The sequence below is a fragment of the Pseudoalteromonas aurantia genome, assembly GCF_005886875.1.
Lineage (GTDB): Bacteria > Pseudomonadota > Gammaproteobacteria > Enterobacterales > Alteromonadaceae > Pseudoalteromonas > Pseudoalteromonas aurantia_A.
Genome location: NZ_PNBY01000018.1, coordinates 50,296 through 66,441 on the forward strand (window position 1 = coordinate 50,296; position 16,146 = coordinate 66,441).

Below are 16,146 nucleotides of genomic sequence, written 5' to 3' on the forward strand. Positions count from 1 at the left end.
GCTAATTGTACAGCAAAGGGGCAAACTGAGCTATTAACAACCATAAGATATTCTCATTACAACCGCATATAACGAGCTAGGTGTTTGATGGTTATATTCCTAGCTCGCCTGTATTGATCAAGTAGAATAGGGTGATCCTTTATTCTTAGCTTCGTTTTTACACTGATGACTTTATATTATTGAATCTATAATTAACAGTATATGTGCATTACTTTTACAAAAAAGAACAATAGCTTGATCTGGCTCCCGTGCTAAATACGAGTTTAATGATATTTATTCTGTATGCGGCCATATCAATGATGATGCATTGCGTTAGCCATCATTATATTGAATTGGTAGTGGGAGCTTTACTCAGTGTATTGATGTGCTGTTTGATAAACTGTCTATGGTCGGTTATATCCACTAAAACCAGAGAATTGTGGCTATTAAAGCGATAATGTAAACCTTTTGTCTCATTTATGTAATTTTTAGCACGTGTTACTACTACAATCTGGTCGGATTATTTTATCTATTAATAATATTTAATTATTTTTAACGTAAGCTTTGAAGGAATTATGTCGTACACGTTTAATAGTTATTCATTTGACCCTGTATTGGGCGTTTTGTATTTTCAAGAAAATACCGTACAACTGCGACCTAAACTCGCTCAATTATTGGAATATTTTTTACTTAATGCTGGAAGGATCATTACTCGTGAAGAGTTGTTATCCGCTTTGTGGGTGAATGGCGAGTATAGAGAAAGCTCCCTGACCCAAAGTATCCGGGAGCTACGTAAGCAATTAAGCGACAGTGTGCAAAATCCATTGTTTATTAAAACGTACCCACAGAGAGGGTACATTTGGATCTGTGAGGTCGACATGCCTTGTAATGTGCTCTCGGCTGATGAACCAGCACCTGAGCCAACGCGCACCATGGCATTTTTTAGTGATAGTCCGCAAAGACTGCCAGCCTTGGTGTTAACTTTATGCATTTTTATTGCCGGACTGTTTTTGATGATCGGCTTTACAATGGTTGATCCGCCGTCGAAAAATGTGAGTGAAGCGCATCACAACGAACGATTGTTGATCGCCCCATTTAAAAATTTAACGGGGGAGACTGAGTTCGACTGGCTTAACTACGGGTTACGACATTTGTTAATACAAAACTTGAAAGAGTCGGGGGTGGTAACAGTCATTCCTAATCAGCCTGCTTTTCATTTGTTGTCTCAAGAGCAAGAAGCACACGATGACGTTGGTTCTACATTACAATCTTTGGTTGAACAAGGGCATGCGGAGCGCTGGCTAGAGGCGACAGTTTCACAAGAAAGTGGTCGTTTCGTGTTCCATTACACTTTATCAGATATCCAAGGGAAAATTAAAAAAGGGGTGATTTATAGTGATGATCTGAATCACCCTTTACCTAACTTAGCAACTACTTTTGCACAGCAAGTCATTGGTAAAACAGGCATGGTGAGTACCTATCATGTGTCTGAAAGTGACTTTTCTACCAAGGACTATTTAGAAGGGCTGTATGCACTAGAGACTCGAGGTGTTGGTCTTGCTATGCGCTACTTTGAAGCCTCGGTACTACACGACCCCAACAATACTCATGCCCTGGTCGAACTGGCTCGAACCTATTGGCATACAGGTCGACTTCAACAGGCAACAGACATATTTGAGCAGTTATCAGAAAGTGCAGGGTTATTGGCGAACCCTTCTTTGAATGCCCGCATGCTGGAATACTGGGGTGAAATGAAAATTGCCAAAGGAGAATATACGCAAGCGAACACCTTGTTAGAACATGCGTTGGTGATGACAGATGAAATAGATAATGATGTTTTACGCTCGAAGATCTATCGAAAGTTGGCGACGATAGCGTGGCAAAAACAGCAGTGGAGTAAATATCAACACTTTGTTTCTCAAGCTAAAAACTTATTTGAGATCCATGATATGACGGAGTCTGAGGCGAGGCGTTTATATTATATAGGCAACCCTCCACCAGCGGGGCCTGAAACGGATCAAACCGTAGATCTCGAAGATAGCTTACAAAGCTTGTATAAATCGGTGCGTTATTATCGTCAAAATGGCAACTTAAGCTCATTGATGAAAACGTATTTTGCGCTAGGTCAGAATTACTTGGCACCGTTAGAAGAGCGTTATCAGGCTTTATTGAGTGCATTAAAGTTGGCGACCGATCAACAAGAATTGGTGTACCAAATTAAAATAGCAAATTATCTCGGTTTTTACTTCATTCAACTGCATGAAGGAGAAAAAGCCATTGAATATATTGAACTGGCTGAGCAAGTATTAAATGATGAGTTAGATATTGCCCCTTTACGCTATCGAAATCAGTTATTACTGAGTATGGCTAAAATGGATCATGGCATTGCGAATAATGATAAGTCTGCGTTACATCAAGCGAAGGCTAGTTTTGCACAATTGCTGGGGAGTCTTGAGTCTCTAAACAGCCATGACAATATTAAAGCGGATGCGTATTTGTTATTAAGTTGGACAGAGCTTGCCTTGCAGCAAAACCAGTCTGCATTACTTAACCAGCAAGCGGCGTATAATTTATATATGCGTTTAAATATGCACGATTCATTAAGCTATGCGGTTTATTCTCTTATGTATACCCATCTTACACTTGGCGATGATCGAAGTGCGATAGAATTAGCAAATTCAGGTCAGTTTAATAAGAAGCTGATCTATGATTATACGGCATTGGCGTTCTACCGGCTCGGTGATGTTGACAATGCCATTGGACAACTGGATAAAATGAGACAACAGTTCGCGCATTACTGGCAAATAAGTGATGAGCGAAGGTATAAACAATTGGCGGACCCGGCACTTCAGCAAAACGAACTCATGACGTGGTTCTCCTCATTACAAAAACCTTACTCAGTATATTGTGAATCGGAGTGGAACTTTCAAATAGACGTGAACTAATACAATTAAAGGAGAAAACTACCTCTGATTTCATCCTCAAATATGCGCATTACTTGGCATCTTATGTTGTGATGCGCATTCATATAAGGCCCTGATAAGCTGCGCAGGTATTGCCACTTATCCTCCATATTGTCGAACCCACGCTTCCTAAAGCTTGGTTGAACATGCGCTGATGAAAGATAAATAACATGCAAAATCAAGTCATTGTCGCTTTCTTATTAATATCCTAGTAATACATATAATGTGCTGTTTTGTGAGCATAATATCAACGCTTATCCAATTCTAAAAATACGTATACCTTGTATACAGTCTGCTGTACTTTGGCTTACTTTTTTTATCCGCTTGCAACCATTTTTTTCTATCGTGTTATTTGCGTTAGCCTTTCGAAATAAATATAAATTTATTCATACTATTCAATTGTTTGATTAAATTTTCATGTGTGAAATTCTTATCTAAATTTATGTTTTATTTATCTTTTATGTCTTTTTTGTCGCTATAAAATTAATTTTAGATATAGGGTACACCCAGCTAAAGCAGCCTAGGAATGAGGGATCTTTTACTGACAGATGAAGTAAAAGTAGAGGCTGTATATATTTTGCTTTTTGCAGTAATTACTCATGAAAAGGGAGGGTGAAGGAATGATTGATATAGGTAACGATGGTACCCAATGTATTGATACACGCACAGTGCCAAGGAGTAGACGATGGGTTTCATAAACTTAGCGGCACGTTGGCTTGTTGAGCCAAAATCACCAGATAAAGTCGTGATTTATTCGCAACAAGGGAATGTCACTTATCGGGCATTACAGCAACAAGTATGTCAGCTCGCATCTGCGTTTGAGGGATTTGCTGTGCAACCAAATGATCGAATTGTCATTGCGATGAACGACAGTGTGCCTCTCTATGTTTGCTTTCTCGCAAGTTTAGCATGTGGCGCTATTCCCATTGTGATCAACCCTAAGTTATCACTGACCAATCAGCAGTTTATTCTCGATGATAGCGATGCGCGTGTGTTGATACAGCACACCATAAAAGGGATATCTTGCCACGTTTATCATGAGGGAACGACGCATGATACATTTGACTATCAAGCCCTGTTAAACACAGGTTCAGATAGCTGGTCAGGTTTTCATTTTAAGCAAGGTGATGATATTGCCTTTATGCAATATACGTCTGGCACCACAGGTAACCCTAAAGGGGTAATGCACTCTTCTAATAATGTATTACAGAGCTTCAAAGCATTCGCCGACAAGACGTTACACGTGACAAGTAATGATAGATTCTACTCGCTGGCAAAATCATTTTTTGGTTATGGATTGGGCAACAGTGTTTTCTTTCCGCTTGAGTGCGGTGGCAGCGTGGTTTTAGATGCTAATTGGCCGACTCCAGAAGCAGTGGTGGCTAACGTATCTTGTTATAAACCAACCCTATTTTTTGGGGTTCCTGCAATATATCAAGCACTTTTATCTCAGCTACATGTCACGAGGGCATTTAATTCGGTTCGTCTGGCTATTTCTGCAGGGGCTGCGCTACCAGAGCAACTTTTTCAACATTGGCAGACAACACTCGGTACCACAATTTTAGATGGCTTAGGGTCTACTGAGTTGTGTCATATATTCTGCAGTCATACCAGTGACACCGCGATGGCAGGCACGATTGGTAAGCCACTGGAAGGGTACGACATTGATATTCGTGATGCCGCTGGACACAGCGTGGCAGAGAATATATGTGGAAAAATGTGGGTTCGGGGGCCGAGCGTTGCACAAGGCTATTGGCGAAACCCTGAAGCGACGGACGCTAAATTTCAATTGGGGTGGTATGACTCTGGAGATTTAGCGCTGCGCGATGCGCAAGGACATATTCATTTTAAGGGCCGAGCTGATGATTTATTTAAAGTGAATGGTCGCTGGGTGATCCCTGCTGAGATTGAAGTACGGATCATGACCGAATTCTCAAATATTACTGAAGTAGCATTAGTGCCGACTGAGGACGAATACGGTCTAACACGCGCAGCGCTCTATTTGGTAACACATGATGGTAAAACTGATGACTTAGTGGCTGAAGTTAAGGAGTGGTGCACCGCACAATTATCTAACTTTCAACGGCCTCTTTATATTGAAGCGCTTAATGCATTACCAAGAAATGACAATGGCAAAGTGATGCGTCGCCAATTGTCACGCGTCAGTGAAGGAGTGGCGTAATGCACTCATCCTTAACTTATAAAGTACAAGCGTTACCGTATAAAAATAATGATGTGATTGAACTCTACAAACGTTATGCAGACCCACATGACTCATTTATTTTTGAATATAACAATGCAGGTCAAAAATCGATGCCGCCACGATTTAGTGTGATTGGGTTATCTATTCTTGCCCGCATTAGCGTTAAAAAAAATAGACTGTGTTTGAGTATACAAGACACTGAGCAAACACAGCACTTTGAGGATCCTAAAGTGGTATGGGCTGCGTTAGAAAGCATGCTATCTGATTTTTCGGTGCCGAATATTGCACAGATCCCGTGTTTTAGTGGCGGTTGGTTTGGATGTTTCGGTTATGAGAGTGTGCGCTATTTTGAACCAAATAAATTGCCGGATCCACAACTACAGGATTTAACCGGCTCTCAAGATATCACCATGCTACTGCCAAAACAGTTATTGATTTTGGATCATCACACACAGCGCATGTGGTTAGTTGCCTATGCATTCGACGATGAGGTTGCGTCATTGACGTTGTCTGAAAATGATCAGACGTGGGATAAAGATACAACGTTAGGTGATGTGCAGTATCAATTTAAAAAGCCTGAATTTATAGAGGCGGTTGATAAATTAAAGCAGCACATTAAAGAGGGCGAAATTATGCAAGCTGTGTTGTCACAGCGCATGTGTGTAGAGGTTTCAGGCAGTGGTATAGAGTTTTTTACACGCCTTCGTAACATGAGTCCATCACCTTATCAGTTTTATGTACGTACTGATGCAAGTTGTTTATTTGGGGCCTCTCCAGAAACACTGATACGTAGTGAAAAAGGGGCGTTAATTTCTTTTCCAATGGCGGGAACACGACATCGCAGTGCATGTGAAAAAGAAAATCAACAGCGTGAAGTTGAATTGCTTAATGACACAAAAGAGTGCGCAGAGCATTTAATGTTGATTGATTTAGCACGGAATGATTTGGGGAAAGTGGCAAAGTTATCTTCCGTCTCTGTGCCAAAAATGATGTCGGTTGAGCATTTCTCCCATGTTATGCATATCACGTCAGAAGTGAGAGCTGAACAATTACAGCATATTAGCCCCTTAGGATTGATCCGCGCCACATTACCTGCTGGCACACTCAGTGGTGCACCAAAAATACGAGCAATGCAATTAATTGATCAATACGAGCCAGTCAGAAGAGGTTTGTATGGTGGTGGCGTTGGCGTGATATCAGGGGGGGATGTTGATTTGGCAATTGTGATCCGAACCGCACTGATCAAAGACGGCTGTTTACATCTTCAAGCTGGTGCGGGTGTGGTATCTGACTCTATTGCTGAAAGCGAATGGCAAGAAACCTTAAATAAGAGTAAAGCTTTGCTATTGGCACTGGGCATTACTGACTCGTCACACAATATGGAGATGACAGCATGCTGTTAATGATCGATAACTACGATTCGTTTACCTATAACTTAGTACATTATGTGGCTGCTTTAGGTCACACCATCCAAGTGGTTCGCAATGATGAACTGAGCTTGGCTGACATTGTTGCGCTCGCTCCGGATGGGCTCATTATTTCGCCGGGGCCTTTTGGGCCTGAACAAGCGGGCATATCGTGCGACGCTATCCGTTATTTTGCTGGAAAGATCCCAATTTTAGGCGTGTGTTTGGGCCATCAGTCTATTGGTCATGTATTCGGTGCCAAAGTGCAGCATGCGGCAGAACCAATTCATGGCAAATGTTCACATATATCTCACCATGGAACGGGGTTATTTGACGGCTTGGTATCTCCTTTACGTGTTGTGCGTTATCACAGTTTAAGCCTTGCTCTACCATTACCCTCTTGCCTTGAAGTCACCGCTATGACGGTCAGTGAAGGGGAGAAACACGCCGAAATAATGGCGATAAAACATAAGGAATTTCCAATTTATGGTGTGCAATTTCACCCAGAGTCTATCGCGTCAGAGGGGGGGATGAGTATGCTAAAAAATTGGTTACTTGAAACTGGCTTGGCATGTATGAGTACGCCCGCCAAGTCCGAAGCTGCCTAATATAAGGAGTATATGATGTTTTCGAAAAGTTTGATCGCGCAAATTCAGGCCGATGACTCTATCGGTGCAGGTAATTTTTATGAAGCAATAATGGCATTGCCTGTGGATTTGCATAAAACAGTGCTCAGTATTGATAAAACCATCCCGCTTTATGCTGGACAGCAAACACATTTTAGCTTTAATGATATTCAACAAATAGTGTATCAAGTAGCCAGTAAATATTGTGCTTTGGGCGTGTCAGAGGGGGATTTGGTTGGGTTATATTTGGATGATGGTTTAAGTTATTTTTTGCATTATTTAGCGCTCAATCGTTTAGGTGCGATCCCGGTGTGTATTAACGATAAACTGCCTGCTGATACGGTGTTGGCATTTTGTAAAAGTAACAACGTCGGCGTGTTAATTCATGATGACGACAAAGAAGCAGCACTTAAAGCCAATGCTGAAGTCGATAGTCCGTTGGTAAATATAAATAAGTTGATGGTGCTATGCTCACAATCAGTTCCACCAGCAAAGTCGTTCACTGCTGATGACGTAGTATTGCTTGCCCACACATCTGGCACAACGGGCATACCAAAAGCGGTTATATTTACCCAGCATAGTTTCTTTTTTGGTGTGAAATCTCAGTTGCATAAGCAACAAGGAAGCAAGGTGCTCAGCGCCCTTCCTCATTCACATAGTTCTGCTATATCAGTATTGATGTCGAGCTTGTTACGGGGCGCAGAGATTTATTTACTCAGTGATAAGCGCCCTGATCCCCTAATACATAGCATTAAAAAGTATCAGCATGATCTGATCATTGCTTTTCCAAAGACTTATGTCGATTTATGTAAGCAGCCGCTAGTGGCAGAAGATTTTACATCGGTGAACTATTGGATTGCGACAGGTGATGCAAACCATGAATCGCATATTCGCAAACTGATCTCATTGGGCCAACATTACCTTAATAACCAGCCACAACCCGGTTCTGTTTTTATCGATAATTTAGGGTCGTCTGAATTTGGTTTTGCGATGTTTCGTAATATTCATAGCTTACAGACAAATCGATTCAATCGGTGTATTGGCAAACCTTTTTCTTGGGTTGAAGCGGCTATATTAAGCGAGAGTGGGCAAATCCTACCTGCAGGCAAAATCGGTAAACTAGGGGTTAAGTCTGCTACGGTCACTGCTGGTTATTGGAATAATAAGCAGCTCACAGAAGAAGCGCAATTGGCAGGTTACTGGTTAACAGGTGACTTAGCCTATTTCGATAGCTCTGGGCTATTTTACCATGTTGATAGGACATCAGATCCTATTAATACCTGTGATGGGACGATTTATAGCTGTCAAACCGAGGAGCTGATATTAAGGCACTTTACAGATGTGTTTGAATGCAGCATTTACTCAGGGCCTAGTATCGACAATGATGCATATAGCGTGGCGCATATTTGTGTGGAATTAATTGCTGACGCGGAATTGATCCTCGATTTTGAGTTGTTAAATCAAATTAATCATTTGCTGCGCTCACATCATATTCCAGCGATCACAAGTTTAGAATTTCAAGCATCGAATGCGCATACCGGTGTAACCGGGAAAAAGCTGAAGCGCCGCCTTCGTCAATTGCGGGAGGTCGCATGAACAAATCACATTTATTACCTCCTAATTTAACGCTTTTTGGCTATAAAATTTGCCCATATGTATTGCGTGTTCGCTATGTTTTATCGCTAATAGAGTTAGATCATCATTATATTGAGTTAGACGTTTACGCGAACAAACCTGCGCAATTATTACGATATTCACCTATAGGACGTGTACCAACGCTCATCATCGATAATGAAGCATTGTGTGATTCAACGGTGATCTCGCTGTGGCTAGCTCAGGTGTATGCTGAGCATCAATTATTACCCGCTAATGCATGGGAAAAAGCGAAAATGATGAATGATATGGCGGCTATCGATAGTGTGCACGATGCTATCAGCCAACTCATATCAGCGGATGATAAATCGTCGTTTAACGCTGCTTTAACGCGCTTTTCAAGCGTGTTCTCTGCGGTACTTACGTTACTACGTGCACCATGTTCATCCCCAAATTCATTGGTGGATGTATGGGCCATGGTGCTTGCACATTTGATCCGTAGCGTAGATACAATTTTACAAGGGATGCTTAGTCAACACGTTCCGCAGATCAGAAGTTTGCCTGATATTTATCGCAGCCGCGCGCGTGCGTCGCTGCGTTATCAAGCGCTACTCCCTCAAGATTATGTAACACGCCTGCACAACATGATGGCACATCGCAATGCGTATTGTGCACAGCTCAATAATATTGCATTAGCAGAAGAGGAATTCGCATGATCCAGTATGTTCAAAATAATGCGCAGGTTATGGCGTTATCGGCACAATTACTCCCACCAGAGGGGAGCCGTTTAACGTGCATTGACTATTTGTCAGATGTGTTGCCTGGATTACTTGCAGAGTGCCGTATTGATCCGAATAAGATTGATTTGATCTTAACGCTATCAACAAGTACCGATCATTTGGTTGAGAAAACACAGATCCACACTCCGCGATTAGGCTATCCAGTGCAACACTACATGATGGCCAGTAATGCCTTTGTGTTGGACTTGCAAGATACCGCTTGGTCACAGGCATTGGAAGTGGCAAATGGGTATTTGGCGGGCACCGATATGCAGTACGTGTTGGTGGTAGAAGCGAACTCCTTTCCAGTCGAGCAAGCAAATAGCCGCTTTCATGGTGCGCGTGCACTCATGGTGGCTAAATCCGCAGAGGTGAGTCAAGCCTCACTTGGTATACATGAATTGGTAGATTGCTCACCGATGACATTGGTTTATGAAGGAGAAAAAATCACATTATCAGCTTACAACCCGCTGTTATTCAGTAAGTTAATAGCGGGGTTCGAGCCATTAATCGATGGTTTTACGAATATTGATAAGCCGATGTTGCTTGATTTACCCCCTGATCTGCAGCCACAAGTCAGCGCTGAATTGACGGTGCAGTATCCACATATTCGTTGGTGGGATTGGAATGCCGCTAGACGCGGTGCGGAAGATGTCATTTGGGTGAGTTATGAGCCGTTCCGTCACCGTTTGGTGGCACGCGAAACATGTATACAAGGAGATAGGTTATGACATGCGGTGTAACTATTCGTGCCATTGCGACACGAGTGCCTACGATATCGGTTAGTAACTTTGATGAAAATTGGTTTCCTGACATCGATAAACAGAGCAAATTAGCTTGGCAAGAAAAGTGGGGCATTGAGCAACGTTTTTATACTGATCATTTAAGACATAGTCCTATGACATTGGCGTGTGATGCCGCGCGCGAAGCGATGAATCTGGCTGAGGTACCGAGTCATGACATTGACTTGCTGATAACCAGTTCAACTAATGCAATGCAACTGGCTGAAAATACACAGTGTGGTTTACCAGCAAATGTCTTTTATCCGCGGAACAGTTATGCCACTAAGCGCTTATTAGGCCTTGAGAACGCAATGGCATTTGACATTCAAAATGAGTGCTCAAGCATGATGGATGCAATGCAAATAGGCCATAACGCGATTAAAACGGGTCAAGCTAAACAGGTTCTGCTGATTGTTCAAGAGTCTAGTTATGAAGTGATGGATAGAACGAATGTGAATGGTATGAACTTTGGTGACGGTTACGCCGCTATTGTTCTTAGTCATGATGATGATCCGACGCTGGGTATTCAATCACAAGCTTATCAAAGCTTTTCAAACAATTACGAGCTCTCGACGGTCAGCTGGGATAAGCATGTCAATACGCCATCTCATATGAGTTTTCAAATGGCTGAGACTGGTGCCAGTGAAATGGGTAAATTTGTTCCAAAATACCTTCCTAAATTGGTGAAGCGTGCTTTGGCAAAAGCACAGTTGAGCAATGCCGATATTGATTTTTATGTATTCCACCAGCCTGCACGTAAGCTCATTGATGCGTGGTGTGCATTATTGGATGTATCTCATGAAAAGACGCTGAAAATTATGCAGCAGTATGGGTGTGCGGTCTCGGCTGCTATGCCAATTGCATTCAATTTGGCACTACAGCAGCAGCTAATCCCTGAAAACGGCAAAATTATCATCGCTAGCCCATCTGTTGGTTGGGGTTTTGGTGCCCAAGTGTGGCAGTTGGGTGAACTGCCCAAGTGCGCGCCAGAGATCCATCAAACGGTATTAGAAATGTGTAATCACACTAAAAAGGACGTGTTATGAGCCAAAGTTATATTGTTGGAACTGGCTATTATTTGCCAGAAAATAAAGTGGATAATCATGATATTGCAAAGCGGATCAATACATCTGATGACTTTATTCGTACTCGTATTGGTGTGAAAACCCGTTTTCATGCCCAGCCCACTCAATCGTGCAGTGATTTGATGTTAGCTGCGGCAAAAATGGCGATTTCTCAGGCAAATGTACAGCTTGAAGACATCGATATGTTAATTGTAAATACGTTGAGTCCTGATATCCACGACCCATCTCAGGCCTGTGTATTGGCCGATAAGCTCGGCTTGTCAGAAGTCGCGGCCTTTGATATTCGTGCACAATGCAGTGGTCTATTGTATGGCATTAATATCGCCAAAAATTTTATTGTGGCAAAAGAGAGGCGCTGCGTGTTAGTTGTTGCGGGAGAGCTCTTATCTAAACGCATAGATACCAGCGATGCGGGGCGCAACCTAGCGGTTATGCTCGGTGATGGCAGTGGCGCTGTTGTTGTTAGTGATACCGCAGATAGTGAAAGGCAATGTGGTGAGCTGGTGGATATGGTGATAAGTGCTGACGGGCGACAGTGGCAAAGTTTAGTAACACGGGTTCCTGGTAGCGCGCAGCGGCAATTTCACCAAGCTGATGACGGGGATGACGGCCATAGTTTTATGCGTATGAATGGGCCCAATGTCTTTGAACATGGGGTCACAAAGTTTTGTGAAATTGCCCACACCATATTGATGCGGAATCAGTTGAAAGTTGCTGATATAGATAAGTTTATAGTCCACCAGCCGAACCTAAGAATGTTGGAAGAAATTCAACATAAATTAGACATAGATCCACAGAAAATGCCAATCAATGTCACTGATTATGGAAACATGGCGTCGGCATCTACAGCGGTTACGCTGGCACAAAGCTGCCAGTCTGGTGTTATTCAAAAAGGGGATTGGGTACTGATCTTGTCTTATGGTGCTGGCGCTACTTGGGCTGGCGCATTGGTAAAGTTTTAGGTGTCGTGATGAGCAAAAGTAATTTATGGCAGCAGCATATGGGTGAACATGATAATAACTTGTTCTTATTAGGCATCATTGATGTACCTATGTATCTTATTAAAGTGTCTGGTGGTTGGGCTTTATTAGAAGGATCTGTTGAGCCATTGGCTCCACGTATTTTGCAGCAATTAAAACACATTGTTGGTGATCTGGCACAGATAAAGTACTGGTTTATAACTCACTCGCACTATGATCACATTGGTACATTGGCCTTACTGTATCCCTTATTACCCTGTGTGCGGGTGTTTACTTCAAAGCTAACCAAGCGGGCATTAAGTCATGAAAAAGCCAATGAAGTAACCCGTAAGCTTACCAACAGTTTATACAAGATCATGCCGCAAGCAGAGTATGCAGATCACACATTGCAAGCAACAAAAATCGCGTTTGCTGATATTCCGGTAGAAGTCTTAGAAGATGGACAGCAGATTGATTTTGATGAGTCACACTGTATGGTCGCGATTGCAACACCTGGTCATGCGAAATGCTTATTGAGCTTTTATGAGCCCAAGTTTAAGCGTTTATATGTGTCCGATGCCTTGGGGGAAATGGTATCACCTAATCAATGGGAACCTCTTATTTTTCAAGATTATCAGATGTATATCGCATCATTAAAACGGTTACAGCAGTTAGACATTGCACAACTTGTATTAGGTCATCATGGTATTTTGTATGGTGACTTAGCGCAGCAAGCCCCTGCGCTTGCTGAGCAAGGGGTCTATCAATTTATACGTAATGCGACACAAGTATTTAAGCATTGCTCACAAGACATCGCATACACTGCGCAGCAAATTTCTGAGTCAAGCCGAGCGTCTACGGCTACATTTGTATCTAAAAAGCTTCACTACAATGGCACGCTATTTATGCTCAAGTTAACGGGCGTTGTGCCAGAGAGTGAGCAGGTTCTGTCATAAAGGAGTGAATATGAAATACCAAGAAACACAATTAATAGCTGTGATCACTGGGGGTAATAAAGGTCTGGGGTTTGCGGTTGCACAGCAGTTAGCCCAACTGGGTTATCGCGTGGTGTTGACGGCGAGAAACGAACAGGCGGGTCAAGCTGCGGTGAAGGCACTTGCTGAAAAAGGATTAGAAGTAGACTTTTTACCTTTGGATATTAGCGAGACTGCCAGTATTACCGCTTTTACGTCGGCCATGGCTACTCGATATCAACGGTGTGATGTACTCATTAATAATGCTGGGGTCTTTTTTGACTGGGAAGTCTCAGCGTCAAAAGTACAGCTTGAGGAGCTGCACACAACGTTTCAAACCAATGTGTGGGGCACTATTAATGTGACTCAACATCTGATGCCATTACTGCACAAATCGCTGCGAGGTAAAATAATAAATGTGAGCAGTGACTTGGGATCTTTGAGTTTCGCCAGTGATAAAGAGAACGAATATTACTCGGTGTCTGGTGTGGCATATCGAATGTCTAAAGCTGCGTTGAATATGTATAGCATTGCTTTATCTAAAGAATGCGAGGCAAGCAATATAGTGGTGAGTGTTGTGTCTCCAGGGTGGTGTCAAACCGATATGGGAACCGATGCTGCACCTCGTTCACCTATACAGGGGGCAAAAAGTATTGTGGAAGTGGTTCAAGCGCCGTCAACTCAGTTTCACGGAAAGTTTGTGTTAGATGGCCAAATATTGGCTTGGTAATAGTGGGTAATTAAGGAAAATATTATGAGCATGAATAAGCAAAGTACTCAGCACAGTCAGCAACGCATTGGTGAACGATTTGCCTCGTTTGTTGAAAAACACCCGATTTGGCAAAACCCTTTACTACAGGGCTGCGCTAATAATGAGCTAGAAATTGATGATTATGGGTTTGTGATCAGTCAGCATTTTTATTACTCGCGTGGTTTTACGCGCTTACTGAGTGCGTTAATGATGCAATGTGATAATGACTACTACCGTGTAGAGCTGTCTCATAACTTATGGGAAGAAGCAGGAGAGGAAGAACAAGAGAATTGTCATTCTAACTTGCTACGACGTATGATCACAGAGACTTTCGGTTTAGAAAACCCTGATCAAACTCAGTTTAGAGATTATACCGTTCAATACTTCAACGATTGCTTAGATTATTTAAAAAATTGCGATTTAGTTAGGGCCGCAGCATTTCTTGGATGGGGAACGGAAGGGGTTGTTCCGCGGATCTATAGCTACTTATTTAATGGGTTAGTGGCTAAAGGAGTACCTGAAGACGAGTTGCTTTACCTGAGCTTACATATGGAATGTGACGATGAGCATTCAGAAGTGATTGAGGCCATTGCCTTAGATGCGTGTGGCGGTGATACAGAATCGCACTGGTTGGCCATTGAAGAAGCGATAGATCACTCGCTTACACTGCGAGATAGGTATTTTAAAAAGCTATATGCAGAGCTACAAAGTCAACCGCTTAATACGCTTGTTGGTCAAGTGACGAAAGCACAGCCTTATGCGGATCTCACGCAATTAAGTGGGTTGTATACACATGTAGATAGCCAGTCAGGTGTGCCACTGTATAAAAATAGTAATGATCAACGGGTCAGCTTTGAAGTGACACGCTTTAATGTGGCCAGTGAGGTGATTGATCCACGTTTATTGGAGATCCCCGTTGGTAAGTGCAATGAAAAACACCGACATGCCCATGAGTCGATCTTTTATGTGCTATCAGGGGAAGGTGTTGTGCATGTTGGTGATAAGGAAATTACCGTAAGACCCGGAGATTTAGCCTATGTACCACGATGGTATGATCATTATACTGCGAATACAGGTGACTCAGTGCTGAAGATATTGGCATTAACCGACTATGGGCTAACACGGTGTTTTGCCAGTAATACCGAGCGAAGCTACCGACAGCAGCCCAGTAACGTCGCAGTGTAACCCTGGGCGTTACCAAAATTATACATCAATAAAAGCCTCGCATTGCGAGGCTTTTTAATTTACAAACGTTTAGGTGGCTTTGCGCCTCGAAAGGCTACTTCATCTTGGTCATTTAATACTATCCAATAAGGTAAACTCGTTACCTGATATTTCTGAAATAGTTGGTTTTTTTGATCAAGTACCACAGGGTGAGTGAGTGAGAATCGCCTTTTATAGGCTCGCACGTCATCCATAGAAATATAGAATGGCTTGATAATCGTTGTCACCGGCAATGTGGTGATATTGGCTAATTGATTGTTTGCGGCTATTTTTTTCTCACACAATGGCAGGTGTTGAAAAGGGCACAAAGCGTCGCTAAAAAACAGCACTTGGGCGGGACTATTTTGACCAAACACGTGACTGTTTCCATCACTGTCGGTGAGCGTAACCGGTTTGCTTACAGGTAAAGCATCAATAATACCGTCATGGCTAATGGTGGTGTCTGATTTGTCGGTACCAAGATAGCTAATTTTTTTGGCTTTGCCATCAAATATAAACACCTGTGAGGGGGTTTTCCATACCCCTAGAGACAGGGCGAGACGTTGGTTTTTATCAATTTCCAGGCCTTTAAATTGGGGGTTGCTTTTGACAAATTGTGACACGACGTGCGCATCAATGTTGATGTCGGGTTGCACGTAAATTCGTGTAACGTCTGCTTTTACGGCGGGTAAAGTGGTGGGTGCATAGTATTCATCCCACAAATTAATGAATACCACTTCAACGGGACCTCGTTCGGGCAGCGTCAGTGCATATGCGGGTAAATGGGTTACAAATAAGAAAAAACACAGAGGTAAATAGTGAAAGCAAGTCATCGTAGGATCC

At 42.6% G+C, this 16,146-nt stretch carries 13 protein-coding genes; 12 read left to right on the forward strand and 1 reads right to left on the reverse strand.

Annotated elements, in window-relative coordinates; genetic code table 11:
• Nucleotides 1–554: 554 nt before the first annotated feature.
• The 12 genes from CWC18_RS03985 to CWC18_RS04040 all read left to right on the forward strand — a co-directional run bounded on the left by CWC18_RS03985 (nucleotide 555) and on the right by CWC18_RS04040 (nucleotide 15,285).
• Complete coding sequence (locus CWC18_RS03985; RefSeq protein ID WP_138674762.1) at nucleotides 555–2,924, forward strand: winged helix-turn-helix domain-containing protein; 2,370 nt, start codon at nucleotides 555–557, stop codon at nucleotides 2,922–2,924.
• Nucleotides 2,925–3,627: 703 nt separating this feature from the next.
• Nucleotides 3,628–5,124: an AMP-binding protein gene (locus tag CWC18_RS03990; RefSeq protein ID WP_138674763.1), complete on the forward strand. Its 1,497-nt coding sequence runs from the start codon at nucleotides 3,628–3,630 to the stop codon at nucleotides 5,122–5,124.
• Entirely contained in the window at nucleotides 5,124–6,548 is a 1,425-nt protein-coding gene (locus tag CWC18_RS03995; RefSeq protein ID WP_138674764.1) for an anthranilate synthase component I family protein, read from the forward strand. Before CWC18_RS03990 ends, CWC18_RS03995 begins: the two co-directional genes overlap by 1 nt.
• Nucleotides 6,539–7,159 carry an anthranilate synthase component II gene (locus tag CWC18_RS04000; protein ID WP_138589440.1) on the forward strand — a complete coding sequence of 207 codons (621 nt, stop codon included), beginning with the start codon at nucleotides 6,539–6,541 and terminating at the stop codon, nucleotides 7,157–7,159. The genes CWC18_RS03995 and CWC18_RS04000 overlap by 10 nt, the downstream gene beginning before the upstream one ends.
• Nucleotides 7,160–7,171: 12 nt before the next feature.
• Nucleotides 7,172–8,773: a class I adenylate-forming enzyme family protein gene (locus CWC18_RS04005; protein WP_138674765.1), complete on the forward strand. Its 1,602-nt coding sequence runs from the start codon at nucleotides 7,172–7,174 to the stop codon at nucleotides 8,771–8,773.
• Nucleotides 8,770–9,486, forward strand: coding sequence for a glutathione S-transferase family protein (locus CWC18_RS04010; RefSeq protein ID WP_138589442.1), 717 nt, complete (start codon nucleotides 8,770–8,772; stop codon nucleotides 9,484–9,486). Before CWC18_RS04005 ends, CWC18_RS04010 begins: the two co-directional genes overlap by 4 nt.
• Nucleotides 9,483–10,280: a hypothetical protein gene (locus tag CWC18_RS04015; RefSeq protein WP_138589443.1), complete on the forward strand. Its 798-nt coding sequence runs from the start codon at nucleotides 9,483–9,485 to the stop codon at nucleotides 10,278–10,280. The genes CWC18_RS04010 and CWC18_RS04015 overlap by 4 nt, the downstream gene beginning before the upstream one ends.
• Entirely contained in the window at nucleotides 10,277–11,377 is a 1,101-nt protein-coding gene (locus CWC18_RS04020; protein WP_138674766.1) for a 3-oxoacyl-ACP synthase III family protein, read from the forward strand. The genes CWC18_RS04015 and CWC18_RS04020 overlap by 4 nt, the downstream gene beginning before the upstream one ends.
• Entirely contained in the window at nucleotides 11,374–12,378 is a 1,005-nt protein-coding gene (locus tag CWC18_RS04025; RefSeq protein WP_138589445.1) for a 3-oxoacyl-ACP synthase III family protein, read from the forward strand. Before CWC18_RS04020 ends, CWC18_RS04025 begins: the two co-directional genes overlap by 4 nt.
• 8 nt (nucleotides 12,379–12,386) lie before the next feature.
• The gene (locus tag CWC18_RS04030) at nucleotides 12,387–13,331 is read left to right on the forward strand and encodes an MBL fold metallo-hydrolase (protein WP_138674767.1); all 945 of its coding nucleotides are present in this window, start codon (nucleotides 12,387–12,389) and stop codon (nucleotides 13,329–13,331) included.
• A gap of 10 nt (nucleotides 13,332–13,341) precedes the next feature.
• Nucleotides 13,342–14,079: an SDR family oxidoreductase gene (locus CWC18_RS04035; RefSeq protein WP_138589447.1), complete on the forward strand. Its 738-nt coding sequence runs from the start codon at nucleotides 13,342–13,344 to the stop codon at nucleotides 14,077–14,079.
• 24 nt (nucleotides 14,080–14,103) lie between these two features.
• Nucleotides 14,104–15,285, forward strand: a complete 1,182-nt coding sequence (locus CWC18_RS04040) for a cupin domain-containing protein (RefSeq protein ID WP_138589448.1) — start codon at nucleotides 14,104–14,106, stop codon at nucleotides 15,283–15,285.
• A 59-nt stretch (nucleotides 15,286–15,344) separates the two neighbouring features.
• Here CWC18_RS04040 and CWC18_RS04045 read toward each other — a convergent pair whose 3' ends face one another.
• Complete coding sequence (locus CWC18_RS04045) at nucleotides 15,345–16,136, reverse strand: hypothetical protein (RefSeq protein WP_138674768.1); 792 nt, start codon at nucleotides 16,134–16,136, stop codon at nucleotides 15,345–15,347.
• Nucleotides 16,137–16,146: the final 10 nt, after the last annotated feature.

Coding starts and splice junctions, on each gene's coding strand:
- CWC18_RS03985 (WP_138674762.1), top strand. CDS start 555: ATGTCGTACACGTTTAATAGTTATTCATTTGACCCTGTATTGGGCGTT.
- CWC18_RS03990 (WP_138674763.1), top strand. CDS start 3,628: ATGGGTTTCATAAACTTAGCGGCACGTTGGCTTGTTGAGCCAAAATCA.
- CWC18_RS03995 (WP_138674764.1), top strand. CDS start 5,124: ATGCACTCATCCTTAACTTATAAAGTACAAGCGTTACCGTATAAAAAT.
- CWC18_RS04000 (WP_138589440.1), top strand. CDS start 6,539: ATGCTGTTAATGATCGATAACTACGATTCGTTTACCTATAACTTAGTA.
- CWC18_RS04005 (WP_138674765.1), top strand. CDS start 7,172: ATGATGTTTTCGAAAAGTTTGATCGCGCAAATTCAGGCCGATGACTCT.
- CWC18_RS04010 (WP_138589442.1), top strand. CDS start 8,770: ATGAACAAATCACATTTATTACCTCCTAATTTAACGCTTTTTGGCTAT.
- CWC18_RS04015 (WP_138589443.1), top strand. CDS start 9,483: ATGATCCAGTATGTTCAAAATAATGCGCAGGTTATGGCGTTATCGGCA.
- CWC18_RS04020 (WP_138674766.1), top strand. CDS start 10,277: ATGACATGCGGTGTAACTATTCGTGCCATTGCGACACGAGTGCCTACG.
- CWC18_RS04025 (WP_138589445.1), top strand. CDS start 11,374: ATGAGCCAAAGTTATATTGTTGGAACTGGCTATTATTTGCCAGAAAAT.
- CWC18_RS04030 (WP_138674767.1), top strand. CDS start 12,387: ATGAGCAAAAGTAATTTATGGCAGCAGCATATGGGTGAACATGATAAT.
- CWC18_RS04035 (WP_138589447.1), top strand. CDS start 13,342: ATGAAATACCAAGAAACACAATTAATAGCTGTGATCACTGGGGGTAAT.
- CWC18_RS04040 (WP_138589448.1), top strand. CDS start 14,104: ATGAGCATGAATAAGCAAAGTACTCAGCACAGTCAGCAACGCATTGGT.
- CWC18_RS04045 (WP_138674768.1), bottom strand. CDS start 16,136: ATGACTTGCTTTCACTATTTACCTCTGTGTTTTTTCTTATTTGTAACC.